Source organism: Pseudomonas sp. H2_A10, from assembly GCF_054680085.1.
Genome location: NZ_CP162821.1, coordinates 543385 through 570172, shown reverse-complemented (window position 1 = coordinate 570172; position 26788 = coordinate 543385). Strand labels below are relative to the sequence as shown.

Annotated in this window: 14 protein-coding genes and 1 tRNA gene; 6 read left to right on the top strand and 9 right to left on the bottom strand. The window is 59.8% G+C overall.

The window, feature by feature from the left end; genetic code table 11:
- The first annotated feature begins 220 nt into the window (after positions 1 to 220).
- Positions 221 to 12424, top strand: a complete 12204-nt coding sequence (locus tag AB4O23_RS02550; protein WP_460070175.1) for a retention module-containing protein — start codon at positions 221 to 223, stop codon at positions 12422 to 12424.
- Between the two features lie 125 nt (positions 12425 to 12549).
- Positions 12550 to 12888 carry a tryptophan synthase subunit beta gene (locus AB4O23_RS02545; RefSeq protein ID WP_065879524.1) on the top strand — a complete coding sequence of 113 codons (339 nt, stop codon included), beginning with the start codon at positions 12550 to 12552 and terminating at the stop codon, positions 12886 to 12888.
- 55 nt (positions 12889 to 12943) lie between these two features.
- On the opposite strand, the gene lapD is transcribed toward AB4O23_RS02545, so the two are convergent.
- On the bottom strand, positions 12944 to 14890 hold the full coding sequence (gene lapD / locus AB4O23_RS02540) for a cyclic di-GMP receptor LapD (protein WP_017529574.1): 1947 nt from the start codon (positions 14888 to 14890) through the stop codon (positions 12944 to 12946).
- Between the two features lie 11 nt (positions 14891 to 14901).
- The gene (gene lapG / locus AB4O23_RS02535; protein WP_032883508.1) at positions 14902 to 15618 is read right to left on the bottom strand and encodes a cysteine protease LapG; all 717 of its coding nucleotides are present in this window, start codon (positions 15616 to 15618) and stop codon (positions 14902 to 14904) included.
- 265 nt (positions 15619 to 15883) lie between these two features.
- Between lapG and bcsQ the strand changes: the two genes are divergently transcribed.
- Positions 15884 to 16843: a cellulose biosynthesis protein BcsQ gene (bcsQ, locus tag AB4O23_RS02530; protein WP_017529572.1), complete on the top strand. Its 960-nt coding sequence runs from the start codon at positions 15884 to 15886 to the stop codon at positions 16841 to 16843.
- A gap of 239 nt (positions 16844 to 17082) precedes the next feature.
- Here bcsQ and AB4O23_RS02525 read toward each other — a convergent pair whose 3' ends face one another.
- The 5 genes from AB4O23_RS02525 to AB4O23_RS02505 form a co-directional block, all read right to left on the bottom strand.
- Positions 17083 to 18270, bottom strand: a complete 1188-nt coding sequence (locus tag AB4O23_RS02525) for a methyltransferase (RefSeq protein WP_135196351.1) — start codon at positions 18268 to 18270, stop codon at positions 17083 to 17085.
- Positions 18251 to 18940: an ABC transporter permease gene (locus tag AB4O23_RS02520; protein ID WP_017529570.1), complete on the bottom strand. Its 690-nt coding sequence runs from the start codon at positions 18938 to 18940 to the stop codon at positions 18251 to 18253. Before AB4O23_RS02520 ends, AB4O23_RS02525 begins: the two co-directional genes overlap by 20 nt.
- Positions 18940 to 19632 carry an ABC transporter permease gene (locus tag AB4O23_RS02515; RefSeq protein ID WP_026067402.1) on the bottom strand — a complete coding sequence of 231 codons (693 nt, stop codon included), beginning with the start codon at positions 19630 to 19632 and terminating at the stop codon, positions 18940 to 18942. Before AB4O23_RS02515 ends, AB4O23_RS02520 begins: the two co-directional genes overlap by 1 nt.
- 74 nt (positions 19633 to 19706) lie before the next feature.
- Positions 19707 to 20459, bottom strand: coding sequence for an ABC transporter substrate-binding protein (locus AB4O23_RS02510; RefSeq protein WP_017529568.1), 753 nt, complete (start codon positions 20457 to 20459; stop codon positions 19707 to 19709).
- Positions 20460 to 20472: 13 nt separating this feature from the next.
- Positions 20473 to 21246: an ABC transporter ATP-binding protein gene (locus tag AB4O23_RS02505; protein ID WP_460116536.1), complete on the bottom strand. Its 774-nt coding sequence runs from the start codon at positions 21244 to 21246 to the stop codon at positions 20473 to 20475.
- Positions 21247 to 21798: 552 nt separating this feature from the next.
- On the opposite strand from AB4O23_RS02505, the gene gabP reads away from it, so the two are divergent.
- Entirely contained in the window at positions 21799 to 23190 is a 1392-nt protein-coding gene (gene gabP, locus AB4O23_RS02500; RefSeq protein WP_068936934.1) for a GABA permease, read from the top strand.
- 55 nt (positions 23191 to 23245) lie between these two features.
- On the opposite strand, the gene AB4O23_RS02495 is transcribed toward gabP, so the two are convergent.
- Positions 23246 to 23659, bottom strand: a complete 414-nt coding sequence (locus tag AB4O23_RS02495; RefSeq protein ID WP_065879521.1) for a hypothetical protein — start codon at positions 23657 to 23659, stop codon at positions 23246 to 23248.
- 170 nt (positions 23660 to 23829) lie between these two features.
- Between AB4O23_RS02495 and AB4O23_RS02490 the strand changes: the two genes are divergently transcribed.
- Positions 23830 to 24795 (top strand): arsenic resistance protein, encoded by a 966-nt coding sequence (locus tag AB4O23_RS02490; protein WP_068936936.1) that lies wholly within the window; start codon positions 23830 to 23832, stop codon positions 24793 to 24795.
- Between the two features lie 87 nt (positions 24796 to 24882).
- Positions 24883 to 26490, top strand: coding sequence for an ArnT family glycosyltransferase (locus AB4O23_RS02485; RefSeq protein ID WP_217855698.1), 1608 nt, complete (start codon positions 24883 to 24885; stop codon positions 26488 to 26490).
- A gap of 150 nt (positions 26491 to 26640) precedes the next feature.
- On the opposite strand, the gene AB4O23_RS02480 is transcribed toward AB4O23_RS02485, so the two are convergent.
- A tRNA-Phe gene (locus AB4O23_RS02480) sits at positions 26641 to 26716 on the bottom strand.
- Between the last annotated feature and the right edge of the window lie 72 nt (positions 26717 to 26788).

Below are 26788 nucleotides of genomic sequence, written 5' to 3'. Positions count from 1 at the left end.
CGCTTAAATATCAATGTGACATTACTGGGCAGATTGTTTAGGATGGCGCTCAATAGGTCAATACCTTGACGGGAAAGTAATTTTTCGCAAGAAACAACAGAAAATTGACGCCAATATATTTTTACACAAATTGCGTACTCCAACTATCTGAATCGGCAGCAGCGAGAGGGCCGGTCTCCTTGATGGATACCCCCGAACGGCAATACACGGAGAGTCTTTTATGAGCAGCGTTGCGGTCGTCAAAAGCATTGTCGGTCAAGTGTTCGCAGTTTCCCCGGAAGGGATTCGCCGCCTGCTCGTAGAAGGGGACCGCTTGGTCGCGGGTGAGCAGGTCGATACCGGCGCATCTGGCGCTGTCTCGCTGGAGCTGGCGGATGGCCGGGTCATCGACCTGGGCCGCGACACTCAGTGGAGCGCCAGCGCTCCTGACTCGTCCACCGACCTCAGCGCCGCTACCGCACAGGCCGCACCGTCCGTCGCCGAACTCCAGCAAGCCATCGCTGCCGGTGCCGACCCGACCCAAGTCCTTGAAGCCACGGCTGCCGGCCCGACCTCCGCCGGTGCCGACGGCGCCGTGGGCGGCGGCCACAGCTTTGTGGTACTGGAAGCCACCGCAGGGGTGGTTGACCCTACCATCGGCTACCCGACGACCGGTCTGAACGCCGCTGATGCCGTGGGCAATACCCTGACCGCCGCCGACAATAATGGCGTCGATCCACGTAACGTCACTATTACCCTGACCGCCACACCCACCATCACCGAAGCCGGTGGTGTGGTTGTTTATACGGTGTTTGTCACCCAGGCCCCGACCAGCGACCTGACCGTTACCTTGTCCAACGGCCTTGCAGTTGTGATCGCCGCCGGCCAGACCTCGGGCGTACTGAACGTCACGTTTGCCGGCAATGACACGCCCTACCTGGATGCCTCGTCGATCTCCGCCACCATCGCCGGCACCTCCGGCGGTGGCAACCTGATCATCACCACTGACCCGGCGCCGGCCGTTACCCAGATCAACGACACCATCGACACCACCACCGTCACGCTGACCGCGACCGCATCGGTGGATGAAGGCGGCAAGATCGTCTACACCGCGACCGTGACCAACGCGGCGCAGACAGACGTTGTTATCAAGCTGTCCAACGACCAGACCATTACCATCGAAGCGGGCAAAACCACCGGTACGGTCAGTATCGACACGCCCGCGAACCTGGCCGATGGCAAAGACCTGGTCGTCAGCGCCACCATTACCAGCGCCACCGGCGGCAATTACGAGAACCTGGCGATCAACCCGCAAGCGGCCACCTCTACCGTGGTTGCCGTGGACGATCCTAGCGTTTTGCAGGCTGATACCAACACCATCGCCGAAGATGGCGTTGCGACCGGCAACGTGCTGAGCAACGACAGCGACATCGACAACGTCCTGGCCGTATCGACCTTCAGCGTGGGTGGCAATACATTCAACGCTGGCCAAACCGCCGTTATTGCCGGCGTGGGTTCCATCACCATTGGGGCTGATGGCGCGTACACCTTTACTCCGGTTAAAGACTTCAATGGTGAAGTGCCGCAAATCGGCTACACCACCAATACCGGTTCCAGCAGCACGCTGAATGTGAACGTCGACGCAGTTGATGATGCCAGCGTTCTGAAAGCCGACACCGGCAGTGCGTTGGAAGATACCGTTGCCACCGGCAATGTGCTGACCAACGATGTCGACGTCGATAATGCCCTGACCGTCGCCACTTTCAACGTCAACGGCACCACTTACACCGCCGGTCAAACCGCCGTCATCGCGGGCGTTGGCTCTATCACCATCGGTGCCGACGGCGCGTACGCCTTCACTCCGGTCAAAGACTTCAACGGTGATGTGCCGCAAATCGGCTACACCACCAACACCGGTTCCAGCAGCACGCTGGATGTGAAGATCGAAGCGGTTGACGACGCGAGCGTCTTGAAAGCCGACACCGGCAGCGCGTTGGAAGATACCGTTGCCACGGGCAACGTGCTGAGCAATGACAGTGACATTGATAGTGTATTGAGCGTTGCCACCTTCAACGTCGACGGCACTACCTACACTGCCGGTCAAACCGCGATCATCGCGGGTGTTGGCAGCATCACCATCGGTGCCGACGGCGCCTATGCGTTCACTCCGGTTAAAGATTTCAATGGTGACGTACCGCAAATCGGGTACACCACTAACACCGGTTCCAGCAGTACGCTGGATGTGAAGATTGATGCGATTGATGACGCGAGCGTCCTGAAAGCCGACACCGGCAGTGCCTTGGAAGACACCGTTGCCACCGGCAATGTGCTGACCAACGACGTCGATGTTGATAACGCCCTGACGGTCACAAGCTTCAACGTCGGTGGTACCACCTACACCGCCGGCCAAACCGCAATCATCGCGGGCATTGGCAGCATCACCATCGCCACCGATGGCGCGTACGCCTTCACCCCGGTCAAAGACTTCAACGGCGACGTACCGCAAATCGGCTACACCACCAACACCGGCTCTAGCAGCACGCTGGATGTGAAGATTGATGCGGTTGATGACGCGAGCGTCTTGAAAGCCGATACCGGTAGCGCGTTGGAAGACACCGTTGCCACCGGCAATGTGCTGACCAATGACGTTGATGTCGATAACACGCTGACTGTCACGAGCTTCAACGTCGGTGGTACCACCTACACCGCCGGCCAAACCGCAATCATCGCGGGCATTGGCAGCATCACCATCGCCACCGATGGCGCGTACGCCTTCACCCCGGTCAAAGACTTCAACGGCGATGTGCCGCAAATCGGCTACACCACTAACACGGGCTCCAGCAGCACGCTGGACGTGAAAATCGAAGCCGTTGACGACGCGAGCGAACTCAAAGCTGACACCGGTAGCGCCTTGGAAGACACCGTTGCCACGGGCAACGTGCTGACCAATGACGTCGATGTTGATAACACCCTGACTGTCACGAGCTTCAACGTCGGTGGTACCACCTACACCGCCGGCCAAACCGCGATCATCGCGGGCATTGGCAGCATCACCATCGGCACCGACGGCGCATACGCCTTCACGCCGGTCAAAGATTTCAACGGCGATGTCCCGCAAATCGGCTACACCACGAACACCGGTTCCAGCAGCACGCTGGATGTGAAGATTGATGCGGTTGATGACGCCAGCGAACTCAAAGCCGACACCGGCAGTGCCTTGGAAGACACCGTTGCCACTGGCAACGTGCTGACCAACGATGTCGATGTCGACAACACCCTGACTGTCACAAGCTTCAACGTCGGTGGCACCACTTACACCGCCGGTCAAACCGCGATCATCGCGGGCATTGGTTCTATCACCATCGGTACTGATGGCGCGTACGCCTTCACCCCAGTCAAAGATTTCAACGGCGATGTACCGCAAATCGGCTACACCACCAACACCGGCTCTAGCAGCACGCTGGACGTGAAGATTGATGCGGTTGATGACGCAAGCGAGCTGAAAGCCGACACCGGCAACGCCTTGGAAGACACCGTCGCCACCGGCAATGTGCTGACCAATGACGTTGACGTCGATAACGCCCTGACCGTCGCGACCTTCAACGTCAACGGCACCACTTACACCGCCGGCCAAACCGCAATTATCGCGGGCATCGGCAGCATCACCATCGGCACCGACGGCGCGTACGCCTTCACGCCGGTCAAAGACTTCAACGGCGACGTACCGCAAATCGGCTACACCACCAACACCGGCTCTAGCAGCACGCTGGATGTGAAGATTGATGCCGTTGATGACGCGAGCGTCTTGAAAGCCGATACCGGCAGTGCCTTGGAAGACACCGTTGCCACCGGCAATGTGCTGACCAATGACGTCGACGTTGATAACACGCTGACTGTCACGAGCTTCAACGTCGGTGGTACCACCTACACCGCCGGTCAAACCGCCGTTATCGCGGGCATTGGTTCTATCACCATCGGTACTGATGGCGCGTACGCCTTCACGCCGGTCAAAGACTTCAACGGTGATGTACCGCAAATCGGCTACACCACCAACACCGGCTCTAGCAGCACGCTGGATGTGAAGATTGATGCGGTTGATGACGCCAGCGAACTCAAAGCTGACACCGGTAGCGCCTTGGAAGACACCGTTGCCACGGGCAACGTGCTGACCAATGACGTCGATGTTGATAACACCCTGACTGTCACGAGCTTCAACGTCGGTGGTACCACCTACACCGCCGGTCAAACCGCCGTTATCGCGGGCATTGGTTCTATCACCATCGGTACTGATGGCGCGTACGCCTTCACGCCGGTCAAAGACTTCAACGGTGATGTACCGCAAATCGGCTACACCACCAACACCGGCTCTAGCAGCACGCTGGATGTGAAGATTGATGCGGTTGATGACGCGAGCGAGCTGAAAGCCGACACCGGCAGCGCCTTGGAAGACACTGTTGCCACTGGCAATGTGCTGACCAATGACGTCGATGTCGACAACACCCTGACTGTCACGAGCTTCAACGTCGGTGGTACCACCTACACCGCCGGCCAAACCGCGATCATCGCGGGCATTGGCAGCATCACCATCGGCACTGACGGCGCGTACGCCTTCACCCCAGTCAAAGACTTCAACGGTGATGTACCGCAAATCGGCTACACCACCAACACCGGCTCTAGCAGCACGCTGGATGTGAAGATTGATGCGGTTGATGACGCGAGCGTCTTGAAAGCCGATACCGGTAGCGCGTTGGAAGACACCGTTGCCACCGGCAATGTGCTGACCAATGACGTCGACGTTGATAACACGCTGACTGTCACGAGCTTCAACGTCGGTGGTACCACCTACACCGCCGGTCAAACCGCAATCATCGCGGGTATTGGCAGCATCACCATCGGCACCGACGGCGCATACGCCTTCACGCCGGTCAAAGATTTCAACGGCGATGTCCCGCAAATCGGCTACACCACGAACACCGGTTCCAGCAGCACGCTGGACGTGAAGATCGAAGCGGTTGATGACGCCAGCGTCTTGAAAGCCGACACCGGCAGCGCCTTGGAAGACACCGTTGCCACCGGCAATGTGCTGACCAACGACGTCGATGTTGATAACACCCTGACTGTCACGAGCTTCAACGTCGGCGGTACCACCTACACCGCCGGTCAAACCGCCGTTATCGCGGGCATTGGTTCTATCACCATCGGTACTGATGGCGCGTACGCCTTCACGCCGGTCAAAGACTTCAACGGTGATGTACCGCAAATCGGCTACACCACCAACACCGGCTCTAGCAGCACGCTGGATGTGAAGATTGATGCGGTTGATGACGCGAGCGAGCTGAAAGCCGACACCGGCAGCGCCTTGGAAGACACTGTTGCCACTGGCAATGTGCTGACCAATGACGTCGATGTCGACAACACCCTGACTGTCACGAGCTTCAACGTCGGTGGTACCACCTACACCGCCGGCCAAACCGCGATCATCGCGGGCATTGGCAGCATCACCATCGGCACTGACGGCGCGTACGCCTTCACCCCAGTCAAAGACTTCAACGGCGACGTACCGCAAATCGGCTACACCACCAACACCGGCTCTAGCAGCACGCTGGATGTGAAGATTGATGCGGTTGATGACGCGAGCGTCTTGAAAGCCGATACCGGTAGCGCGTTGGAAGACACCGTTGCCACCGGCAATGTGCTGACCAATGACGTCGACGTTGATAACACGCTGACTGTCACGAGCTTCAACGTCGGTGGTACCACCTACACCGCCGGTCAAACCGCAATCATCGCGGGTATTGGCAGCATCACCATCGGCACCGACGGCGCATACGCCTTCACGCCGGTCAAAGATTTCAACGGCGATGTCCCGCAAATCGGCTACACCACGAACACCGGTTCCAGCAGCACGCTGGATGTGAAGATTGATGCGGTTGATGACGCCAGCGAACTCAAAGCCGACACCGGCAGTGCCTTGGAAGACACCGTTGCCACTGGCAACGTGCTGACCAACGATGTCGATGTCGACAACACCCTGACTGTCACAAGCTTCAACGTCGGTGGCACCACTTACACCGCCGGTCAAACCGCGATCATCGCGGGCATTGGTTCTATCACCATCGGTACTGATGGCGCGTACGCCTTCACCCCAGTCAAAGATTTCAACGGCGATGTACCGCAAATCGGCTACACCACCAACACCGGCTCTAGCAGCACGCTGGACGTGAAGATTGATGCGGTTGATGACGCAAGCGAGCTGAAAGCCGACACCGGCAACGCCTTGGAAGACACCGTCGCCACCGGCAATGTGCTGACCAATGACGTTGACGTCGATAACGCCCTGACCGTCGCGACCTTCAACGTCAACGGCACCACTTACACCGCCGGCCAAACCGCAATTATCGCGGGCATCGGCAGCATCACCATCGGCACCGACGGCGCGTACGCCTTCACGCCGGTCAAAGACTTCAACGGCGACGTACCGCAAATCGGCTACACCACCAACACCGGCTCTAGCAGCACGCTGGATGTGAAGATTGATGCCGTTGATGACGCGAGCGTCTTGAAAGCCGATACCGGCAGTGCCTTGGAAGACACCGTTGCCACCGGCAATGTGCTGACCAATGACGTCGACGTTGATAACACGCTGACTGTCACGAGCTTCAACGTCGGTGGTACCACCTACACCGCCGGTCAAACCGCCGTTATCGCGGGCATTGGTTCTATCACCATCGGTACTGATGGCGCGTACGCCTTCACGCCGGTCAAAGACTTCAACGGCGATGTACCTCAAATCGGCTACACCACCAACACCGGTTCCAGCAGCACGCTGGACGTGAAGATCGAAGCGGTTGATGACGCCAGCGTCTTGAAAGCCGACACCGGCAGTGCCTTGGAAGACACCGTTGCCACCGGCAATGTGCTGACCAACGATGTCGATGTCGACAACACCCTGACTGTCACGAGCTTCAACGTCGGTGGTACCACCTACACCGCCGGCCAAACCGCGATCATCGCGGGCATCGGCTCTATCACCATCGGCACCGACGGCGCCTATGCGTTCACCCCGGTTAAAGACTTCAACGGCGACGTGCCGCAAATCGGCTACACCACGAACACCGGTTCCAGCAGCACGCTGGATGTGAAGATTGAAGCGGTTGACGACGCGAGCGTCTTGAAAGCCGACACCGGCAGCGCGTTGGAAGATACCGTTGCCACCGGCAACGTGCTGAGCAATGACAGTGACATTGATAGTGTATTGAGCGTTGCCACCTTCAACGTCAACGGCGCTACCTACACTGCCGGTCAAACCGCCGTTATCGCGGGCATTGGCAGCATCACCATCGGCACCGACGGCGCCTACGCCTTCACCCCAGTCAAAGATTTCAATGGTGACGTACCGCAAATCGGGTACACAACCAACACCGGCTCTAGCAGCACGCTGGACGTGAAGATCGAAGCTGTTGACGACGCGAGCGTCCTGAAAGCTGACACCGGCAGCGCCTTGGAAGACCACGTTGCCACGGGCAATGTGCTGACCAATGACGTTGATGTCGACAACACCCTGACTGTCACAAGCTTCAATGTGGGTGGTACTAACTACACAGCCGGTCAAACCGCGATCATCGCGGGCATTGGTTCTATCACCATCGCTACTGATGGCGCGTACGCCTTCACCCCGGTTAAAGACTTCAACGGCGATGTACCGCAAATCGGCTACACCACCAACACCGGTTCCAGCAGCACGCTGGACGTGAAAATCGAAGCCGTTGACGACGCGAGCGTTCTGAAAGCTGACACCGGCAGCGCCTTGGAGGACCACGTTGCCACTGGCAATGTGCTGACCAATGACGTCGATGTCGACAACACCCTGACGGTCACAAGCTTCAACGTTGGTGGCACCACCTACACCGCCGGCCAAACCGCAATCATCGCGGGCATTGGCAGCATCACCATCGGCACCAATGGCGCCTACGCCTTCACCCCGGTCAAAGACTTCAACGGCGATGTACCGCAAATCGGCTACACCACCAACACCGGTTCCAGCAGCACGCTGAATGTGAGCATCGTGGCGGTTGACGACGCGAGCGTCCTGAAAGCCGACACCGGCAGTGCCTTGGAAGACACCGTCGCCACAGGCAATGTGCTGACCAACGACTTCGATGTGGACAGCGCATTGAGCGTTGCGACCTTCAACGTCAACGGCACCACCTACACCGCCGGCCAAACCGCGATCATCGCGGGCATTGGCAGCATCACCATCGGCACCAATGGCGCCTACGCCTTCACTCCGGTCAAAGACTTCAACGGCGATGTGCCGCAAGTCGGCTACACCACCAACACCGGTTCCAGCAGCACGCTGGACGTGAACATCGTGGCGGTTGACGACGCGAGCGTCCTGAAAGCCGACACCGGCAGTGCCTTGGAAGACCACGTTGCCACGGGCAATGTGCTGACCAACGACGTTGATGTCGACAACACCCTGACTGTCACAAGCTTCAACGTCGGTGGCACCACCTACACCGCCGGCCAAACCGCAATCATCGCGGGCATTGGCAGCATCACCATCGGCACCAATGGCGCCTACGCCTTCACCCCGGTCAAAGACTTCAACGGCGATGTACCGCAAATCGGCTACACCACCAACACCGGTTCCAGCAGCACGCTGAATGTGAGCATCGTGGCGGTTGACGACGCGAGCGTCCTGAAAGCCGACACCGGCAGTGCCTTGGAAGACACCGTCGCCACAGGCAATGTGCTGACCAACGACTTCGATGTGGACAGCGCATTGAGCGTTGCGACCTTCAACGTCAACGGCACCACCTACACCGCCGGCCAAACCGCGATCATCGCGGGCATTGGCAGCATCACCATCGGCACCAACGGTGCGTACGCCTTCACGCCGGTCAAAGACTTCAACGGCGATGTGCCGCAAGTCGGCTACACCACCAACACCGGTTCCAGCAGCACGCTGAACGTGAACATCGTGGCGGTCAACGACGCGCCGACTGCAACCAATGGCTACGTCGACAGCAAGGAAGACACGTCGGTCGAGCTGACCTGGTCCACCTTTGGCGTCAAGGATGTGGACTCCGCGAACCCGAAAGTGGTGTTTACCAGCCTGCCGGCCGGTTCCATCGAGTACAAAGTCAACGGCCAGTGGGTCGCGCTGACCTCGTCGGATCTGAAAACCGATACTTCAGCCGGCAAGGCATTCAGCCAATCTGACTTCGATAACCACAACGTGCGCTACACCCCGGCGGCCAACGAGTCGGGTGACAACAGCTTCGGCGGCACCAGCGTGGGTAACAAGCAGGGCGATTACACCGAGCTGAAGTTCCAGGCTACCGACGGCAGCGCCTACAGCGACACCAAAACCATCACGGTGGACATACACCCGGTAACGGATGTGCCGGTTGTGGTCGTGCCCCCATTCGCCGCAGTGCCGACAGGGTTGGTCATTCAAACCTGGACCGGTGGCACGCTCGCTAAAGACCTGGGCACTAACGGTAATGGTGTTGCCCAGTCCAGCGACCTGATCAAGGTGATCGACGCTAAGACCGCCGCCAGCGCAGTCTCGACTGCGGTCATCAACAATGTCAGCAACGGCAGTGTGGCGGAGGGCACGGCGACTAAAGTCTCTGGCCTGATCTACCTGGAAGCCGGCAAAAGCTACACCTTCACCGGTACGGCCGACGACAGCCTGGCGATCACCGTGGGCGGCAAGTTGGTCGCTTCCGAAACCTGGAGCAAGGGCAGTGCGATTACCGGGACGGCCTATACGCCGACCGAGTCGGGTTACTACACCCTCGACATCTACCACTACAACCAGGCGGGCGGCGGCAACTACGACGTCAATGTGTCGATCAACAACGGCCCGTCGATGTCGCTGGGCAACAGCGGTGTGCAGACCTATACCAGTGTGGAAGCGTTGAAAGCCGCCGGCGCGGTGCTGGGCGATAGCCATGTGGTCAATGGCGAAGGCTATTACACCGGCTACGTCTACAACCGTGGGCTGGAAGACACCGCCATCAAGGTCGCTCCGATTACCACCACGTTTGTCGACAACGACGGCTCGGAATCCCACAAGGTGGAAATCAGCGGCTTGCCCAAAGGTACCGTGATTACCGATGGCACCACGGGCCACAGCTACACCTCCACCGGTACCGCCGCGCTCTACGATGTCAGCGACTGGAACCTGAAAACCCTGAAGGTTACGCCGCTCAAGGACTCGACCGCCAGCTTCGATATCACCGTGAAAGCGACGGCCAAAGAGTTGAGCACCGGGGTCGAAGAGGTGACGACCGGTAAAGTGAGCATCGTGGTCACCCCAGTCAACGACGCACCGACCCTGGACCTCAGCACCGCGGATGGTGCTGTCGCCACCGGCTACAACGCCTCGTACACCGAGCGCAGCAACACCGGTGTTTCGATTACCGGCAGCGTGGCCATCGCTGACGTCGACAGCACCCAGATGCAAAGTGCGACCATCACCCTGAAAAACGCCAGTGCGGGTGATCAACTCGGCTCCAGCCTGGTGACGGTAGGGGGCACCTACAAAGGCATTACCCTGACCAGCGTCGGTACGGACGTCAGCGGCAAGATCGTGCTGACCCTGTCGGGTGCGGCGGATGCGGCTACCTACAAGACGCTGCTTGAGTCGTTCCAGTACTCCAGCACCAGCAAGTACCCGGCGATCGGCGATCGCACCATTGATGTCTCCGTGACGGACAACGAGGGTGGCAACAGCCTGAGTTCGTCTGTGGCGACAACGACCATCACGGTCAAGTCCCAGGTCTACAACACTGTCGCCGAAGGCGGCGCGGCGGCGGACACCATCGATCTGGGCACAAGCTCAGCCAACAACATTGTGGTGGGCGACAAAGGGGGTATCACTACGCCGGGTTCCAACTACAACATCGCGTTTGTTGTGGATACCTCGGGCAGTATCGGGTCGTCGGCGATGAACTCGATCAAGGGCCAGCTCTCGAGCATTTTCGACACCCTGATCGCTAACGCGAAGATGACGGGCTCGGGTGTAGTGAAGGTGTTGCTGGTCGACTTCGACACCAAGGTCGAGTCGCTGGTGTCGGTCAACCTGGCGGACCAGGCTGCCGCCAAGGCTGCCCTGCAGGCCGTGTTGAATAACATGGCTTCCAACCCGAACGACATGACCAACTACGAAGACGCCTTCAATGCGGCAACGGCCTGGTTCAAGAGCGCTGACGCCACCAGCAACACCGGTGCGAAAAACCTGACGTATTTCATTACCGACGGCGAGCCGAATGTCTACAACGTGAAGTACGACAGCATCAGCCTGGGCTCAACCAGCTACTGGTGGGGCAATAACGTCAGCTTCGACAACAAGGTCAACAGCAGCACCTATACCCTGGGCCAGACCACTGCGCTCACCGCAACCGTCTACGACCAGACACGGGTCATCGTGGACACTGACGGCAAGGTCTACTCGTATGACTCGTCCGGCACCCGGATCTTCCAAGGTTACGTCGTGTCCGACGGCCATGGTGGTTTCGACGTGGCGGGGGCTGCCAGCAATAGTCGCTATGACTATGCGTTGGACAACGCCAAGGCGGCTTACACCGCGCTGACCACCTCGGTGGCCGGCGGGGTTGAAGTGCAGGCCATCGGCCTGGGCAGCAGCGTCGACAAAGACATGCTGCAAAAGTACTTCGATACTGACAAGACGGTCAGCACGATCGATACCGCGAAGCTGGCCGACACCATCACCGGCCACACCGCCGACACTGGTGCGGACAAGGTTTCCGGTGGTTCGGGCAATGACATCCTGTTCGGTGACCTGATCAGCTACAACGGCCAGGAAGGCAACGCCGCACTCAAGGCGTTCGCTGCCGAGAAGCTGTCCACCACGGTCGATCACATCGATGACCGTACACTGCATCAGTTCGTCACCGAGCATGTGCAGGACATCGGTGCATTGGCCAGCGCGTCGAACATCTACGGTACCAAGGATGGCGGCGACACCCTGATCGGCAACGCCGGCGATGACATCCTGTTCGGCCAGGGCGGTAACGACAACCTCTCCGGTGGTGCAGGCAACGACATCCTGGTGGGCGGCAAGGGCAATGACACCCTGACCGGCGGCGCGGGTGCGGATACCTTCGTGTGGCTCAAAGGCGATACCGGCAGCGACACGGTCACCGACTTCAAGCACAGCGAAGGCGACAAGCTGGACCTGTCCGATTTGCTGCAAGGCAATAACGACACCAACCTGTCCAGCTACTTGAAGTTGACCACCGACGCATCCGGCAACTCGACGTTGAGCGTGAGCAGCAGCGGCTCGTTCACCGCCCAGGGCGGTACGGCCGATGTCACGATCAAGATCGATGGCGCCAATTGGGGCTCCGGCAGCACCGCGATCAATAACCTGATCGCCGGTGGCGACCTGACCGTCAAGCATCACGACTGATCACCCGGCAGCGCCAATCTTCAAGGATTGGCGCTGCATGGGCATCAGCGTCGGGAAAATCTGTGTAATCTCTGCGAGGGCACCTGCTTGGGGCCTGCAGGGATTTTTTTATTGGGAGAACGTTAATGTTCTACGTGCAACGCGATCAACAGAACGCTTTGGTTCGCGTCGAGGCGGATGCCTTCGCCGGGGCCACCGAGACACTGGAGGCCGACCATCACGAGATTCTGGCGTGGTTTGCCGATGATGCGGTGGACAACAGCCTCAAGCATCTCAGGCAAAGCGACCTTGAGATGATCCGCGTGCTTGATGACTTGATCCAGGTGCTGATCACCAAGAACGTGATGAGCATCACTGACTTGCCGCCGGCGGCACAGGCCAAGTTTTTGGAGCGTACCAAGGCGAGGGCGACGTTGGGCGGCTTGAGCGAGCTGATCAATGACGATGAAACCGGCTTGATCTGACGCTGCGCACCTCCTTCACGGGTTGACCGTCAAGGAGGCGTGAGCGGTCAGTGCGTCACTTCCAAGGCGCCGGCTCACCGACCAGTTGGCCTTGCACGCCTTCAATACCCATCTCGCGGATCACCCGCAATTCACCCTCGGTTTCCACCCGCTCGGCAATCAACGGCAGATCAATGCTGTGGGCGGCGCGCTGGATCGCCTCGATAAAAAAGCGTTTGTGGCTTTCCTGATCAATGGCACGGATGTAGCTGCCGTCGACCTTCAGGTACGCCAGGCCCAGGTTCGCCAGGTTGCCGATCATGCTGAAACGCCCGCCGAAACGTTGCAGGCCCAGGCTGTAGCCCAGGCTGCGCATGCGTCGGGTGAGGCGCTCCAATTGGGTTTGTTCGGGCACTTGCTCTTCGCCGATTTCCAGCGTCAGGCGCGGCCCCAGTGCGGGGTGTTGGGCCAGGCGTTCGAACACCCGCTCCAACGCTTGCGGGTCGTTCAAGGTGGCGGCCGAGAGGTTCAACGCCACCGATTGGTTGTGTTGCGTGAGGTGTTTGATCACCAGGTCGAGCATCAGTTGATCGAGCCGCGCCGTCCAGCCGAAGCGCTCCAGCCAGGGCAGAAAATGGCCTGCCGCAATGGTCTGGTCCTGACTGTCGAGCAGGCGTGAAAGTACCTTGTAGTGCAGCACTTGCTGGGTGTCACGGCTGCTGACCACCGGTTGGAAAAACAAGCGGAAGCGACCCTGGTTCAGGGCGTTGTCGAGCAAGGTGTGCCAGTTGTGCGGGTCATCGCTGACGGTGCCGGGCGCCTGGCGTTCCAGGCAGACCCAGGTGGGGCCGCTGCCGGCTTCAGCCTGGGCCAGCGCTTGGTCGGCCAGCATCAACAGGTCGGCTGAGGCATCGCCAGGGTTGTACGGCGCCAGCCCGATATAAGCCACGGCCGACATGTCGGTGGCTCCCGTTTCGTGCAGGCTTTGCAGGGTGCTTTCCAGATCCTGGGCCAGTTGCAGCGCTTCATCACGTACCAGGCCCGGGGCAAGGACCGCGAACTCGCCGCCACGGCTGCGGGTAATCAGGTTTTGAGTTTCCGGGTATTTGGCGCAGGTGCGCACCAGTTGCTGGCTGACGGCTTGCAGCAGTTGGTCGGTGCGTTGCCCGCCAAGACGTTGGTTGAGGCCGCTCAAGTCATTGACCCGCAATATCAGCAGGTAACCTGAACTGGGCTCCTCCAGGTTGCTGACGCGAGACTGCAGTTGCATCTCGAAATAGCGACGGTTCGCCAGGCCCGTCAGGCTGTCTTGGTAAGACTCCACACGCAGTTTCTCGCTACGCTCGGTCTGCTCATGGAACAGCGCCTTGAGCTTCTCCACCATCTGGTTCATGGCCTGCACCACCCGCCGCAGCTCCGGGGTGCGAGGCAGGTCGGGCAAGCTCAGGAACTCGCGACGGGCGATGGCGTGCGACTGCTCGACCATATAGTCCAGCGGCTTCAGTTGACGGCGCAGCAACAGCGCGCCCAATACCGCGCTCACGGCGCCGCACACCAACAACCAGCCCAGGCTGCCCAGCGCGCTCTGCCACAGCTTGGCCAGTGCAAACATCGGGTGGCTGACCACTTCAACCCGTGCCGCCTGCTGCCAGCCACGACTGACGATGGCATCGCCACCGGCCGGCGCCAGGCCGATCATCTTCACGAACCAGGCGGGCACGCCGCTGGCATCCGGTTCGGCGGCCCGCTCCACCAGCACCTGGTTATTGCTCAGGTCTATCACACGGATGCTCGCGTAGTAGCCACTGTCAAAGATCGAACTGACCATCAGCTCGGTCATCGCCGGGTCATCAATGTTCGGGGTCAGCGACAGCGCCAGTGCGGTGGCCGCGTCCTGGGCATGGGAGCGCAGTTGGTTGACGTACTGTGTACGCGAGCTTTCCAGGCTGACCATGAAGCTACCGCTGAACGCGACCACCAGGAACACGCAGATAGCGATCAGCAATTGTTTGAACAGTGACATCGTAGCTCCTGTTAATTATCCGAACTGGCCGGAAACCCTTCAGCGGTCATTTTTTTCAAGACATCCTGCCAGCGTGACAGGCGCTTGGTGTCACCGACTTTTTTGTTGCCCGCCGCGCCGGTCAGCCACAACCCTTCGCCGTTGAACGCATAAACGGGCAGCAGGTCGGTGCGTTGGCTGGCCGGCAGGATGGGGTCCATCAGGCTGTCCAGCACCAAGGGCATGGCTTCGGGGCTTGCATAATACGTCAGCACCATATGCGCACGGTTCTGGCGCAAGGCCTTGACGTAGGTGATGCGCAGCTTTTCGGCCGGCACACCCAAGTGCCGCAGGCTGAAGTATTTGGCGATGGCATAGTCTTCACAATCGCCAGCGCCTTTCCAGAGGGATTGAATGGGGGTGGCCCAATAATCCACTTCGTGCCACAGGTCGATGTCTTCCTCGTAGCGCAACTGGCGGTTGAAGAACAGGTTGACCACTTTGAGCTGCTCGCTCTCGCTGACCTGCTTTTGTGTCGACAGCAATTGTTGCCAGGCATCGATACGCTGGCGGCCGGGGCCGAGTGCCCCATACAGTGTTTCGGCGCGACGGCTGATCTGGCTGAAATCCCAGTCCGCGAGCAAGTCGCCGAGCAGGCCGCCACCCAGCAATACAGTGATGGCGAAACCGTACAGAATTCGCGGAAGTTTAAAGCGTATCGCCACTGCGATTACCAGAGCTTGCAGCATTGAAGATGGGGCAATGGTGCGGTGATAGCGGCTAAAAAACAATGGCACGATGAAATCATCGGTGCTTGAAGGCATCAAGGGTGCGTCAGTAAATTGGCCAATTTCCGCTCGTCTGAAAGGGTTGTGGCTATTTCATCAAAATAATGACACTCGTCCCCCGCTGTCACAGAATGTATCCCATCGGCGCTTACAAAAAGACTTGCGGTAAAGCCTTGTTTTACCGACTTCTCAGGTCTTTATCGGGCGCCGTGAAGGAGGCCCGGCCATGAGTCGCACCGATGACCTGTTTGCCTTGCCCGGCAAGCGCGTCGCCCGTGATCCCAGGGGCAAAAAACCGCGCGTGCATTTTTTTGGCACTCTGCCATTCGATGATGGCACCCGTGTAAACCAAAAAGAGGGCCAGCGCTTTGGCGCGCAGCCGTCCTACGTCAATGACACACCCCACAACCCTCAACCCATTGCGCTGCGCCCGACCGTGGTGGCGTTGATATCCGTCAATGGTGGCGTTGGCCGCAGTACCCTCGCCACGGCGTTGAGCAGCGGCTTGCGGCGCATGGGTAAGTCGGTAGTGGCATTGGACCTGGACCCCCAGAACGCCTTGCGCCAACACTTTGGAGTCGACCATGAGCGCGCCGGCGTGGGCGGCGGCAGCCTGCTCAAGACACCCTGGGCGACCCTCCTGCAGGCGGGGTTCTCCGGTTGCCAAGTGCTGCCTTTTGGCGATACCGATACCCCGCAGAAAGAAAACCTGCAGCGCTGGCTCGCGCGTGAGCCGCAATGGCTGGTGCGGCACCTGTCGGCATTGGCGTTGAGCGAAGCGCATACGGTGATCATCGATACACCCGCTGGCAACAACGTTTACCTTCATCAAGCACTGAGCGTGGCCGACATCGTGCTGGTCGTCGCCCAGCCCAATGCGGCGTGCCTCGGCACGTTGGATCAACTGGACGCGCTGTTGGCCCCCCATCTTGAGCGAGAGCCCGCACCTCGATGTCACTTTGTGATCAATCAGCTGGATGAGCACTCGACGTTCAACCTGGGAATGCTCGATGCCTTCAAGTTGCGCCGCAGTGAATACCCCTTGGCGGTCGTGCATCGCGACCCGGTGTTCAGCGAAGCCCTGGCCTTTGCGACGGACCCGCTCGATAGCAAGGCGCCAAGCCCTGCGCGTGACGATATCGGCGACCTTTGCCGGTTATTGGTCACCCGCAAAAGCACCGCGTAAGCGCGGTTTATAAGCGTAACGCCGGATGCTTATACACAATTGGTTGGTGAGGGGCTCATGGCTCAGCCGTTTTGTGGAGCCGTTCTCATCCCGCTGCAACTGCCTGTTTTACGTGCGTTTTATGAGATGAACAAAAAATGAACAAAGTGGGTTTTGGCCGTTAGCGCAGGTGGCTACAGGCTCCGTAAAGAATTCATCAACAGAGTTATCCACAGGTTGGCATGCGACAATTTTGCCCTTTAATCGCGCTCGGCAAGCACCATCAAGTTGCGCGGCGTCAATGCCGGATCGCAGAAGCTGCCTACCTCAACCCTGTAGCCGCGTTCGCGCAGAAACAGTGCCCGATCCAGTACCAGCCACAGCTCCAGCGGGCGCCGAAACAGCCCACGCAGCAATTCCAGGTTTCTGACTTCGGCGAGGCGCCGCCAGCCATCGGCCTCCACCGCGGCCCACTGCTGTTTCCCTGTGGATAACCCTTTGAGGTCGGCCAATGCCTGGCAGTAATCGGCAAAGGGCTTGGCCAGCCAACTGGCGGGCAGCGAAGGGGTGGGCAGGTACTCATCGCAGCCGCGTATCTGGCGTTGCAACTGATCGAACGCCAGGCGGCGGGCCATCGACGTGTCGCGTTGCTGGCGCACGCGTTTGCCTGCGGTGACGGTTTCGCTGAGGGGCAGCCCGAGGTCGTCGATCGACAGTCGCAGGGTTGAGGCACGGCCTGCTGCGCAAAGTGGCTGGTAGGTGGGTGTATTGATGCGGTTATAGCAGCAGGGTGCCACTGCCAGTTGCTTGCAGCCGGCGGCGCTGGCCAGTTGCAACAGGCGCACGTGCAGGTCGCCGCAGGCGTGCAGGGCAACTGGCGTGTGCTCCGCGTTGAGCACCACGTGCGCCATCACATCTTGCAGGCGATGGGTAACGGTCAGTCGATGGTGGTCGCTCAAGGCTTGGCCGGCCGCGATCAAGGCCGGGTCATGTTCCAGGCAGGTCAGTTGCTGGCCGGTGCACAGCAGTCGCCGGCCAAGGTGGCCTTTGCCGGCGCACCAGTCCAGCCAGTGGGTTGGCGTTTGCGCAAAATGAAGGGCCGCGCCGAAGGCTTCGATCTGTTGCCATTTGCGGCCCGGTACGTCGACGCTCAGACGATGCGCGGCGGGTGGCAAGCGCTGCGCCGGTAACTTATCCACAGCGCTGAGGCGCACGGCCTCGGCGGCCAATGCAGCGAAAGGCGCGGGCGCGGGCACTTCATGAGGGTGGTTGTGGCTGGTTTCGGCATCGGCCAAGGTGCGTTGGCGCAACCATTGGGCGAGTTCGGGCAGTTCGCTTTCCCAAGGCAACCGTTGATGCGTAAAGGGCCGTGGTCGCCACAGCCCTTGATGCTCGGTCAGGAACGCATCCAGCGCTCTGAAGCGTGTTTCAACGTCCCTGGCAGGCATCGACGCGCAGCCAGCGTTCCAGCAGTTTGAAGCCTTGTACCAACAGGTAGGAGATCAAGAGATAGAACACGCCGGCAGTGAAGAACATTTCCACGGTCAGGTAATTGCGCGCAATGATCGTGCGGGCCATGCCGGTCAGTTCCAGCAAGGTCACGGTGCTCGCCAGCGAGCTGGCCTTGAGCATCAGGATCACTTCGTTGCTGTAGGCCGGCAACCCGATGCGGGCGGCGCGGGGCAGGATGATATAGAACAGCGTCTTGGGCCGGGACATGCCCAGGGCGCGAGCCGCTTCGATTTCTCCAGGCGGGATGGCCTGGATGGCGCCGCGCAGGATCTCGGCGATATAAGCGGCCGTGTGCAGGGTCATGGTGGCGGTGGCACACCAGAACGGGTCGCGCAGGTACTTCCACATGAAGCTGGAGCGGATGCTGTCGAATTGGGCCAGGCCGTAGTAGACCAGGAACAACTGCACCAGCAGCGGCGTACCGCGGAAGAAAAAGATGTAGGCATAAGGCAGCGAGCGCACGTACCAGCGCTTGGAAGAGCGCGCGATACCCAGCGGGATGGCCAGGATAAGGCCGAGAACCACGGCGATGCCGACCAGCTCAAGGGTCAGCACGGCGCCCTGGATAAACTTCGGCAGCCACTTAAGGATGACTTCCCATTCCATTACGTCGTCCTCACGAAGCCGCGTGCGGCGCGGTTTTCCAGCAAGTGCATCGCCACCATCGACAAGGATGTGAGGCCCAGGTAGATGAGCGCGGCGACCATGTAGAAGGTGAACGGCTGTTTGGTGACGGTGACGGCGATTTGCGCATGGCGCATGATTTCTTCCAGGCCGATGACCGTGACCAGCGCGGTGTCCTTCATCAGGATCAGGAACAGGTTGCCCAGCCCCGGCAGGGCGATACGCCACATCTGCGGCATGATCAGCCGGGTGAAAATGCGCGACTTCGACAGGCCCAACGCCACGCCGGCTTCTCGGTGGCCTTTGGGGATCGAGATGATCGCACCGCGTAGCACTTCTGTGGCGTAGGCGCCGAAACACAGGCCCAGCGCGATCACGCCAGCGGCGAAGGCGCTGAGCGACAAGTCGGGAATGCCGAGCCATTCACCCAGCCCGCGCATGGCGTTGATGGTGCCGAAGTAAATCAGCAACACCCACAACAGCTCCGGCACGCCGCGAACGATGGTCGAATAAGTACCGCCCAGCCATTGCAGCGGCTTGTACGGCGAAGTCTTGGCCAAGGCACCGGCAAGGCCCAGTAGCAACCCCAGGCACAGGGCCGTGAGCGCCAGTTTGACGGTCATCAGCGCGCCGGCGGCAAGCGCGGGGCCGAATCCGTAAAGATCGAGATTCATGGTGTTTTCATATCGCGGCAGGCATTGCATAAAGCCGGCGCGCTCAAGGGAGCGCGCCGGTCAGGTCGCTCAGATCATTCGATGCTGAACGGGAAGTACTTGTCGTTGATCTTCTTATAGGTGCCGTCTGCCTTGATCTCTGCCAGGGCTTTGTTCAGGCGCTCGCGCAGCGGGTCGCCCTTGCGTACGGCGATACCGATCTTGTCGCTCTCTACAACCGGGTCGCCCTTGAACTCGTAGGCGGAACCGTCTTTGCTCTTGAGCCATTCGTATTGCACGTACTTGTCGGCGAGGATGCCGTCGAGGCGGCCGGAAGTCAGGTCCAGGTAGGCGTTTTCCTGGGTGTCGTACAGTTTGGCTTCGGTGTCCGGCAGCTTGTCTTCCAGGTAGCTACCGGCCAGGGTCGCGCGCTGTGCACCGATGACTTTGCCCTTGAGGTAGCCGGCGTCGGTCTTGAAGTCGGCAGTGGCTTTAGGCGCGATGAACTGCAGCTTGTTGGAGTAGTACGGGTCGGTAAAGTCAACGGCCTGCTTGCGTTCATCGGTGATCGACAGCGAAGACACCAGAAAGTCGAACTTCTTGGCATTCAGGGCCGGGATGATGCCGTCCCAGTCGGAGACATACACTTCGCACTTCTCGACTTTCATTTTGGCGCACAGGGCGTCGCCAATGTCTTTGTCGAAGCCCACGACGTTGCCGCTGGCGTCTTTATTGTTGAAGGGCGGGTAGGCCGCTTCGATCCCCATTTTCAAGGTTTCTGCCATGGCCGTGGCGCTGAACGCCATCGAGACGGCCGCAGCCAGAAGGAATTTTTTATAGTTCTGCATGCATGTTGCTCCGTTAGCGGTTGCTGGACATGAATTGTTTGCAGCGCGCCGAAAGCGGGTTTTCAAACACCTGCTGTGGCGATCCTTGCTCTTCGATCAGGCCCTGGTGCAGAAACACCACTTCACTGGAGACCTGACGGGCGAAGCCCATTTCGTGGGTGACCAGTAGCATGGTGCGGCCTTCCTCGGCCAGCGCGCGGATCACATTAAGTACTTCCTGAACCATTTCCGGGTCAAGGGCGGAAGTGGGCTCGTCGAACAGGATGACCTTGGGTTGCATGGCCAGGGTGCGCGCGATGGCTGCCCGTTGCTGCTGGCCACCGGACAATTGCGCCGGGTAGGCGTGGCGCTTGTCGGCGATACCGACCTTGTCCAGCAAGGCTTCGGCCACTTCTATTGCCTCGGCCTTACTCTGGTCGAGCACACGGCGGGGCGCCTCGATGATGTTGTCGAGGATGCTCATGTGCGGCCACAGGTTAAAATTTTGAAACACAAAACCGATTTCGCTGCGCAGGCGATTGATCTGCCTGCCATCGGCGGCCATCAGCTCGCCGTTCTTCGCGGCCTTGAGCTTGAGTGCCTCGCCGGCCACCAGGATTTCGCCCTGGTGCGGGTTTTCCAGCAGATTGATGCAGCGCAGGAATGTGGACTTGCCGGAACCGGAGGAACCCAGGATCGAGATCACATCGCCGTCGCGAGCGGTGAGCGAGATACCTTTGAGTACCTCCAGCTCACCATAGCGTTTATGCAAGTTGCGGATTTCAAGCGCGGGCGTGGCCTCGGCCATGTGCGTACCTCTTGTGTTCATTGCGATCTGCGCTGTTGGGGGCCTTCCTGGCGAGGCGCCAAGCTAGCATAGCGTTTGGATGACACCAACAGCGGCGCGGACGGTAAACAGACGGTGTGCGGCAGGTTGTCGCATCGGCACAGCAGGGTGTCGCGCCATCAACAACCGAACAACCGTTTGAACCTGAAAAGCCGCAGGCTTCGCGTAAAAAAGGGCGCGATGGTGCCAGCTTTGGCCGGGTGTTGGAAGGGTTAAACGGGCAAACGGTCGCCCTGGGCTCTTTTATGGGGCGTCACGCGCTTGCTGTGTGTGGTTTTGGTGCGCGTGTGCACGTTGAATGTGGGTCGCACGGTAACGCTATAGCGAAATGCCATTGTTCTCAATGACTTGCGATGACTGTTGAAATCTCTTGCAGCCCGCGCCAATGGGGGCTTTGTAACATTTTGGCGCAAATCTTGCGTAAAAAATAAAGAACGCCCTGTTGGTTTCTTTTCACGAGGAGGAGTCCAGGCCGGGCGGACCGTTTTCGCAATTCCTCGCAAAGGTGTGTCAATGAGTAGTACGCAAAGCTCCAATGACCTCGAACAGGGGCTCAAACCGCGTCACGTCACCATGCTGTCGATTGCCGGCGTTATTGGCGCCGGCCTGTTTGTCGGCTCCGGCCACGCGATTGCCGCCGCCGGCCCCGCCGTACTGCTGGCCTATGCCGCTGCGGGTACGCTGGTGGTCTTGGTCATGCGCATGCTGGCCGAAATGGCCGTGGCGTCACCGGATACCGGTTCGTTCTCCACCTATGCCGACCGTGCGATCGGTCATTGGGCCGGGTTCACCATTGGTTGGCTGTACTGGTGGTTCTGGGTGCTGGTGATTCCGTTGGAAGCCAACGCCGCCGCCACCATCCTGCATGCCTGGTTCCCCGATGTGGCCATCTGGGCCTTTACCTTGGTCATCACGTTGTTGCTGACGGTGACCAATTTGTTCAGCGTGAAGAACTATGGCGAGTTCGAGTTCTGGTTTGCGTTGATCAAGGTCGTAGCGATCGTGGGTTTTGTGATCCTCGGCCTGGCGGCGATTTTCGGCTTCCTGCCTACCAGCCAGGTCAGCGGCGTGTCGCACTTGTTCGATACGCAAGGCTTTATGCCTAACGGCATGGGCGCGGTATTGGCGGCCATCCTCACCACTATGTTCTCGTTCATGGGCACCGAGATCGTCACCATTGCAGCGGCTGAGTCGAAAAACCCAGGCCAGCAAATTACCAAGGCCACCAACTCGGTGATCTGGCGGATTGGCTTGTTCTATCTGCTGTCGATCTTCATCGTCGTATCCCTAGTGCCGTGGAACGATCCGACCCTGGCGGCGGTGGGTTCGTACCAGACCGTGCTGGAGCGCATGGGTATCCCGAATGCCAAGCTGATCGTCGACCTGGTGGTGTTGGTTGCCGTGACCAGTTGCCTGAACTCGGCGCTGTACACCGCTTCGCGCATGCTGTTTTCCCTGGGGCGACGCGGTGATGCACCGGCGGTGTCCAAGCGCACCAATAAAAGCGGCACGCCTTACTGGGCGGTGATGTTGTCCACCGGCGCGGCATTCCTGGCGGTGTTCGCCAACTACGTGGCACCGGCGGCGGTGTTCGAGTTCCTGCTGGCCAGCTCCGGTGCCATCGCGTTGCTGGTGTACCTGGTGATCGCGGTGTCGCAACTGCGCATGCGCCAGAAACGCATGGCGGCGGGCGAGAAGATCGTCTTCAAGATGTGGCTGTTCCCTGGCCTGACCTACGCGGTGATGGTGTTTATCGTGGGGACGCTGACCATCATGCTGTTCCAGGAGGCGCACCGGGTCGAGATCATCGCGACCGGGATTTTGAGCGTGCTGGTGGTGATGGCGGGGCTGTTCGTATCGAGCCGTCGCAAGGCACAGCGAGCGGGTGCCGCGGTACTTAGCTGAATGCATGCGGTCACGTGTGGGAGGGGGCAAGCCTCTTCCCACATTTTGTTTGGTGTCAGTCTTGGGAAGTCACCAGCGCCTGGGACGCCGCCACGTAGTCCGCCTGGAACGCTGGCGATTCAATCCACGCCAGGGCGGCCGCTTCATCATCGCTGTCTGTGGCCCACTGCCGATACTCGATCAGCGCCGCCAGAATAAAGTCGGTGGCTTCTTCTTCGCCTTCCTGCTCCAGCACCAGCGCCAACAGCGGGTGGCTCAGGAACGCGGCGCACAGCGCCTGCTGGCTGTTCTGGCCGGCGTCGCGCATCTGCACGAACAACTCGGTCAAATCCACCGACTCAAGGTCGATGCGGCTGTCGTCGCCCTCGAATGCATCCGGCTTGGCCGCGACGGCGCGTTGGGTGCGGTTTTGCTTGGCCTTGGTCTTTGCCCGCTGGGCACGTTTTTGCTGCTTGTTCGGCGAGGCCATGGGCTTACGTCCTGTGTTTAAGGATCTGGGTGGCGTATTGAAGCGCAGGTCGGAGCAAATCCCAAGGGCTTGCGGGTGTGTTTCGTCTCGTGGCCTCTGCGGGTTATTGCTCGACCACCGCTCGGTAGGCACATAAGCTCACGCTTTTGCGACACGCCAGAGCCTCACTCATGACCCGCGACGCCCTCGAACACCACCAGATCCCCCTCTATTTCGTCACCGTCCTCCTGGCTGCCGTCTTTGGCCTGCTCGCGCCTTCATGGGCTCACAGTCTCAACGAATGGATCACGCCCGCCATCGCGATACTGATGTACGCGATGTTCCTGCAAATTCCCTTTCTGGACCTGCGTGCAGGCTTGAGCAACAAGCGCTTCCTGTCGGCGTTGTTGCTGGCCAATTTCATTTTGGTGCCGCTGCTGGTGTGGGCATTGACCCGTGGCCTGGTAGAGCGTCCGGCGCTGTTGGTGGGGGCGTTGCTGGTGTTGCTGACGCCGTGCATCGACTACGTGGTGGTGTTCACCCACATCGGCAAGGGCGATTCGCGGTTGATGTTGGCGGCCACGCCGGTGCTGTTGTTGCTGCAGTTGGCGTTGTTGCCGGTGTACCTGGGGGTGATGCTGGGGGCGCAGTCCGAAGGGGTGGTGGTGGCAGGGCCGTTTGTGCAGGCGTTTGTGGGGTTGATCGTGCTGCCTATGATTCTGGCGGTGTTGACGGCGTCCGTGGCGCGGCGTTCTTCGGTCGTCAGCGCTTGGAGCGGTGCATGGGCCTGGCTGCCGGTGCCGGCCATGGCGTTGGTGCTGTTCGTGGTGATCGGTTCGCAGATCACCTCGGTGGTGCGGGATATCGAGCTGTTGGTGCCGGTGATTCCGGTCTACCTGGGCTTTGCGCTGCTGGCGCCGTGGATGGGAGTTCTGGCTTCGCGGCTGTGTGCATTGCCTGCGATCACGGCGCGTGCGGTGACGTTCAGCGCGTCGACGCGTAATTCCCTGGTGGTATTACCCCTGGCGCTGGCCCTGCCCGAAGACGTACGCGGGCTGGCGGCCACGGCGGTAATCCTGCAGACCTTGATCGAATTGGTTGCCGAGTTGATCTACGTTCGCCTCGTTCCTGCCGTGGTGTGGCCTGCAAATCGATAATCGCGTGAATGTTGGGGTTTGTTCAGGCGCTATTCAGGGGTGTCCTCGGCACCATGAGTCGGCGCTTCCCACCTGACAGGTCTACCGATGGATCACCGCAACCGTTTTCGCCTGGAGTCCCTGGGCATCTTTATGTTTGCCTTGCTGCTGTTCACCTGGGGCATCTGGGACCAACAGCCCCAGGGGTTCGATGGGCGTTGGGCGCTGTTCCTGCAAGAAATGTTTCGCCATGGCGCAAGTTTTTTCCCCACGACCTACGGCCAGCCCTACGCGGATTACCCTGGCACCGCGACCTTCTTCAGCTTTGTATTTGCCCGCTGGTTCGGCGCGCCCAATCATCTGGCGAACGTATTGCCCACCGCCCTGGCGTCCGCCGGCGTCATTGCCCTGATCTATCGCTTGTTGGTCCCGTCGAATCGGCAGTGGGCGCTGCTCAGCGTGCTGCTGACCTTGCTGACGACGCAACTGCTGGAGAAGTCGCGCTCGGTGTGCCTGGACCAGATGGTGGCTTTGCTCTGTGTCGGCAGCTTTTACCTGCTGCACAGTGGCGAACGCTTGGGCTCGCGGCTAAGGCCGTTGATGGTGTTCCCGCTGTTCATCCTTGGGTTTGCCGTGCGCGGGCCATTGGGGTTGATCGAGGTCTGTGGCGTGGTGTGTGTGTATTGGGCGCTGGGCAAGCCTGGGGAGCGCGTCAGGCAGGTGCTGGCTCACGGCATCGTCGGCCTGGTATTGCTGGCGTTCTGTTGGTGGCTGCTGGTGAAGCTGGCGCGTATCAGCGGTGGCGACGCCTTTGCCGACGAAGTGTTCAGGATGCAAGTGGCTGGGCGGCTGGATGAAAGCGGCGAGCCGTTCTACTTCTACTTTCAGTTGAGTCTGTATCGCTATTTCCCCGTGGTGCCGCTGGCGTTGGCCACGTTGGTTGCGTTGCGTCATCGCTGGTCTGTGCGACACGTCGATGCCGAGGTGCAGTTGGTGGCAAGGCTTGGCGCCTGTGGCTTGATGATCTTGCTCGGTTTGTCGGTGCCGCACTTCAAACGTGCTTATTACATCCTGCCCATGGTTCCAATGTTTGCCGCTGTCGCCGCCTATGGGCTGCTTCGGGCGCAAGGCGCGTTCGTGGGTGTGCGCCGCTGCTATGAAGGCCTTGTCGTGGCGCTACCGGCGTTATGCGTGATCGTGGTTTTTGTGTGCCGGCATGGGTGGCAGAAGCACGGTTACTGGCCTGATGTTTCGTTGCTGATGTTGGTGGGAGCGCTGGTGGTACTGCAAGGGGCGGTGCTGATCGCCTGGCGCCGGGCCGGGCGATTGGTGTGGCTCAGCTTGATCGCATTAACGGCGCAATGGCTGCTGCTGGTGAGTGTGGTGGAGCCGGCCAAGGATCTGCAGTTCGACACCCGCGTGTTTGTTGGCCAGGTGGAGGCGTTGCGTAAGGCACAACCGGGCCCCTTGGTGTTTATCAACCTCGGTCGCGATACCTGGGCGGTGCGCTACATGATGAACCTGGACCACGACGAGCAGCCGGTGTTTATCGGCGGCAATCAGTTGGACCGATTGGAAGCCGTGCCCCGACCGGCGTGGGTGCTTGTGGCGCGCAAGGAGACTGCGCTGTTGAAGGGCACACCGTTGGAGTATCTGACGCCGGCGTTCAATGGGCGATTGAATGACAACCCATTGCTGGTGTTTCGGCTGGAGTAAGTAAGAGGGTGCGTTAACCGCGCGGCAAGCGAATTCACTGCCGCGCAGCCGCCGTGCGCGGATAAGTTAAATCCCAGGCAACAAAAAACCCGCACTAGGCGGGTTTCTTGTGTGTTTCAGATGACGTTTGCACCACCTGAAACTAATGAGTGGTGCCCAGAGACGGAATCGAACCGCCGACACGGGGATTTTCAATCCCCTGCTCTACCGACTGAGCTATCTGGGCAACGGGGCGCATTAAACGAGTTTTTCAGGGGGTCGTCAAGCAAGTTTTCAAAAAATATTTAATTATTACCGT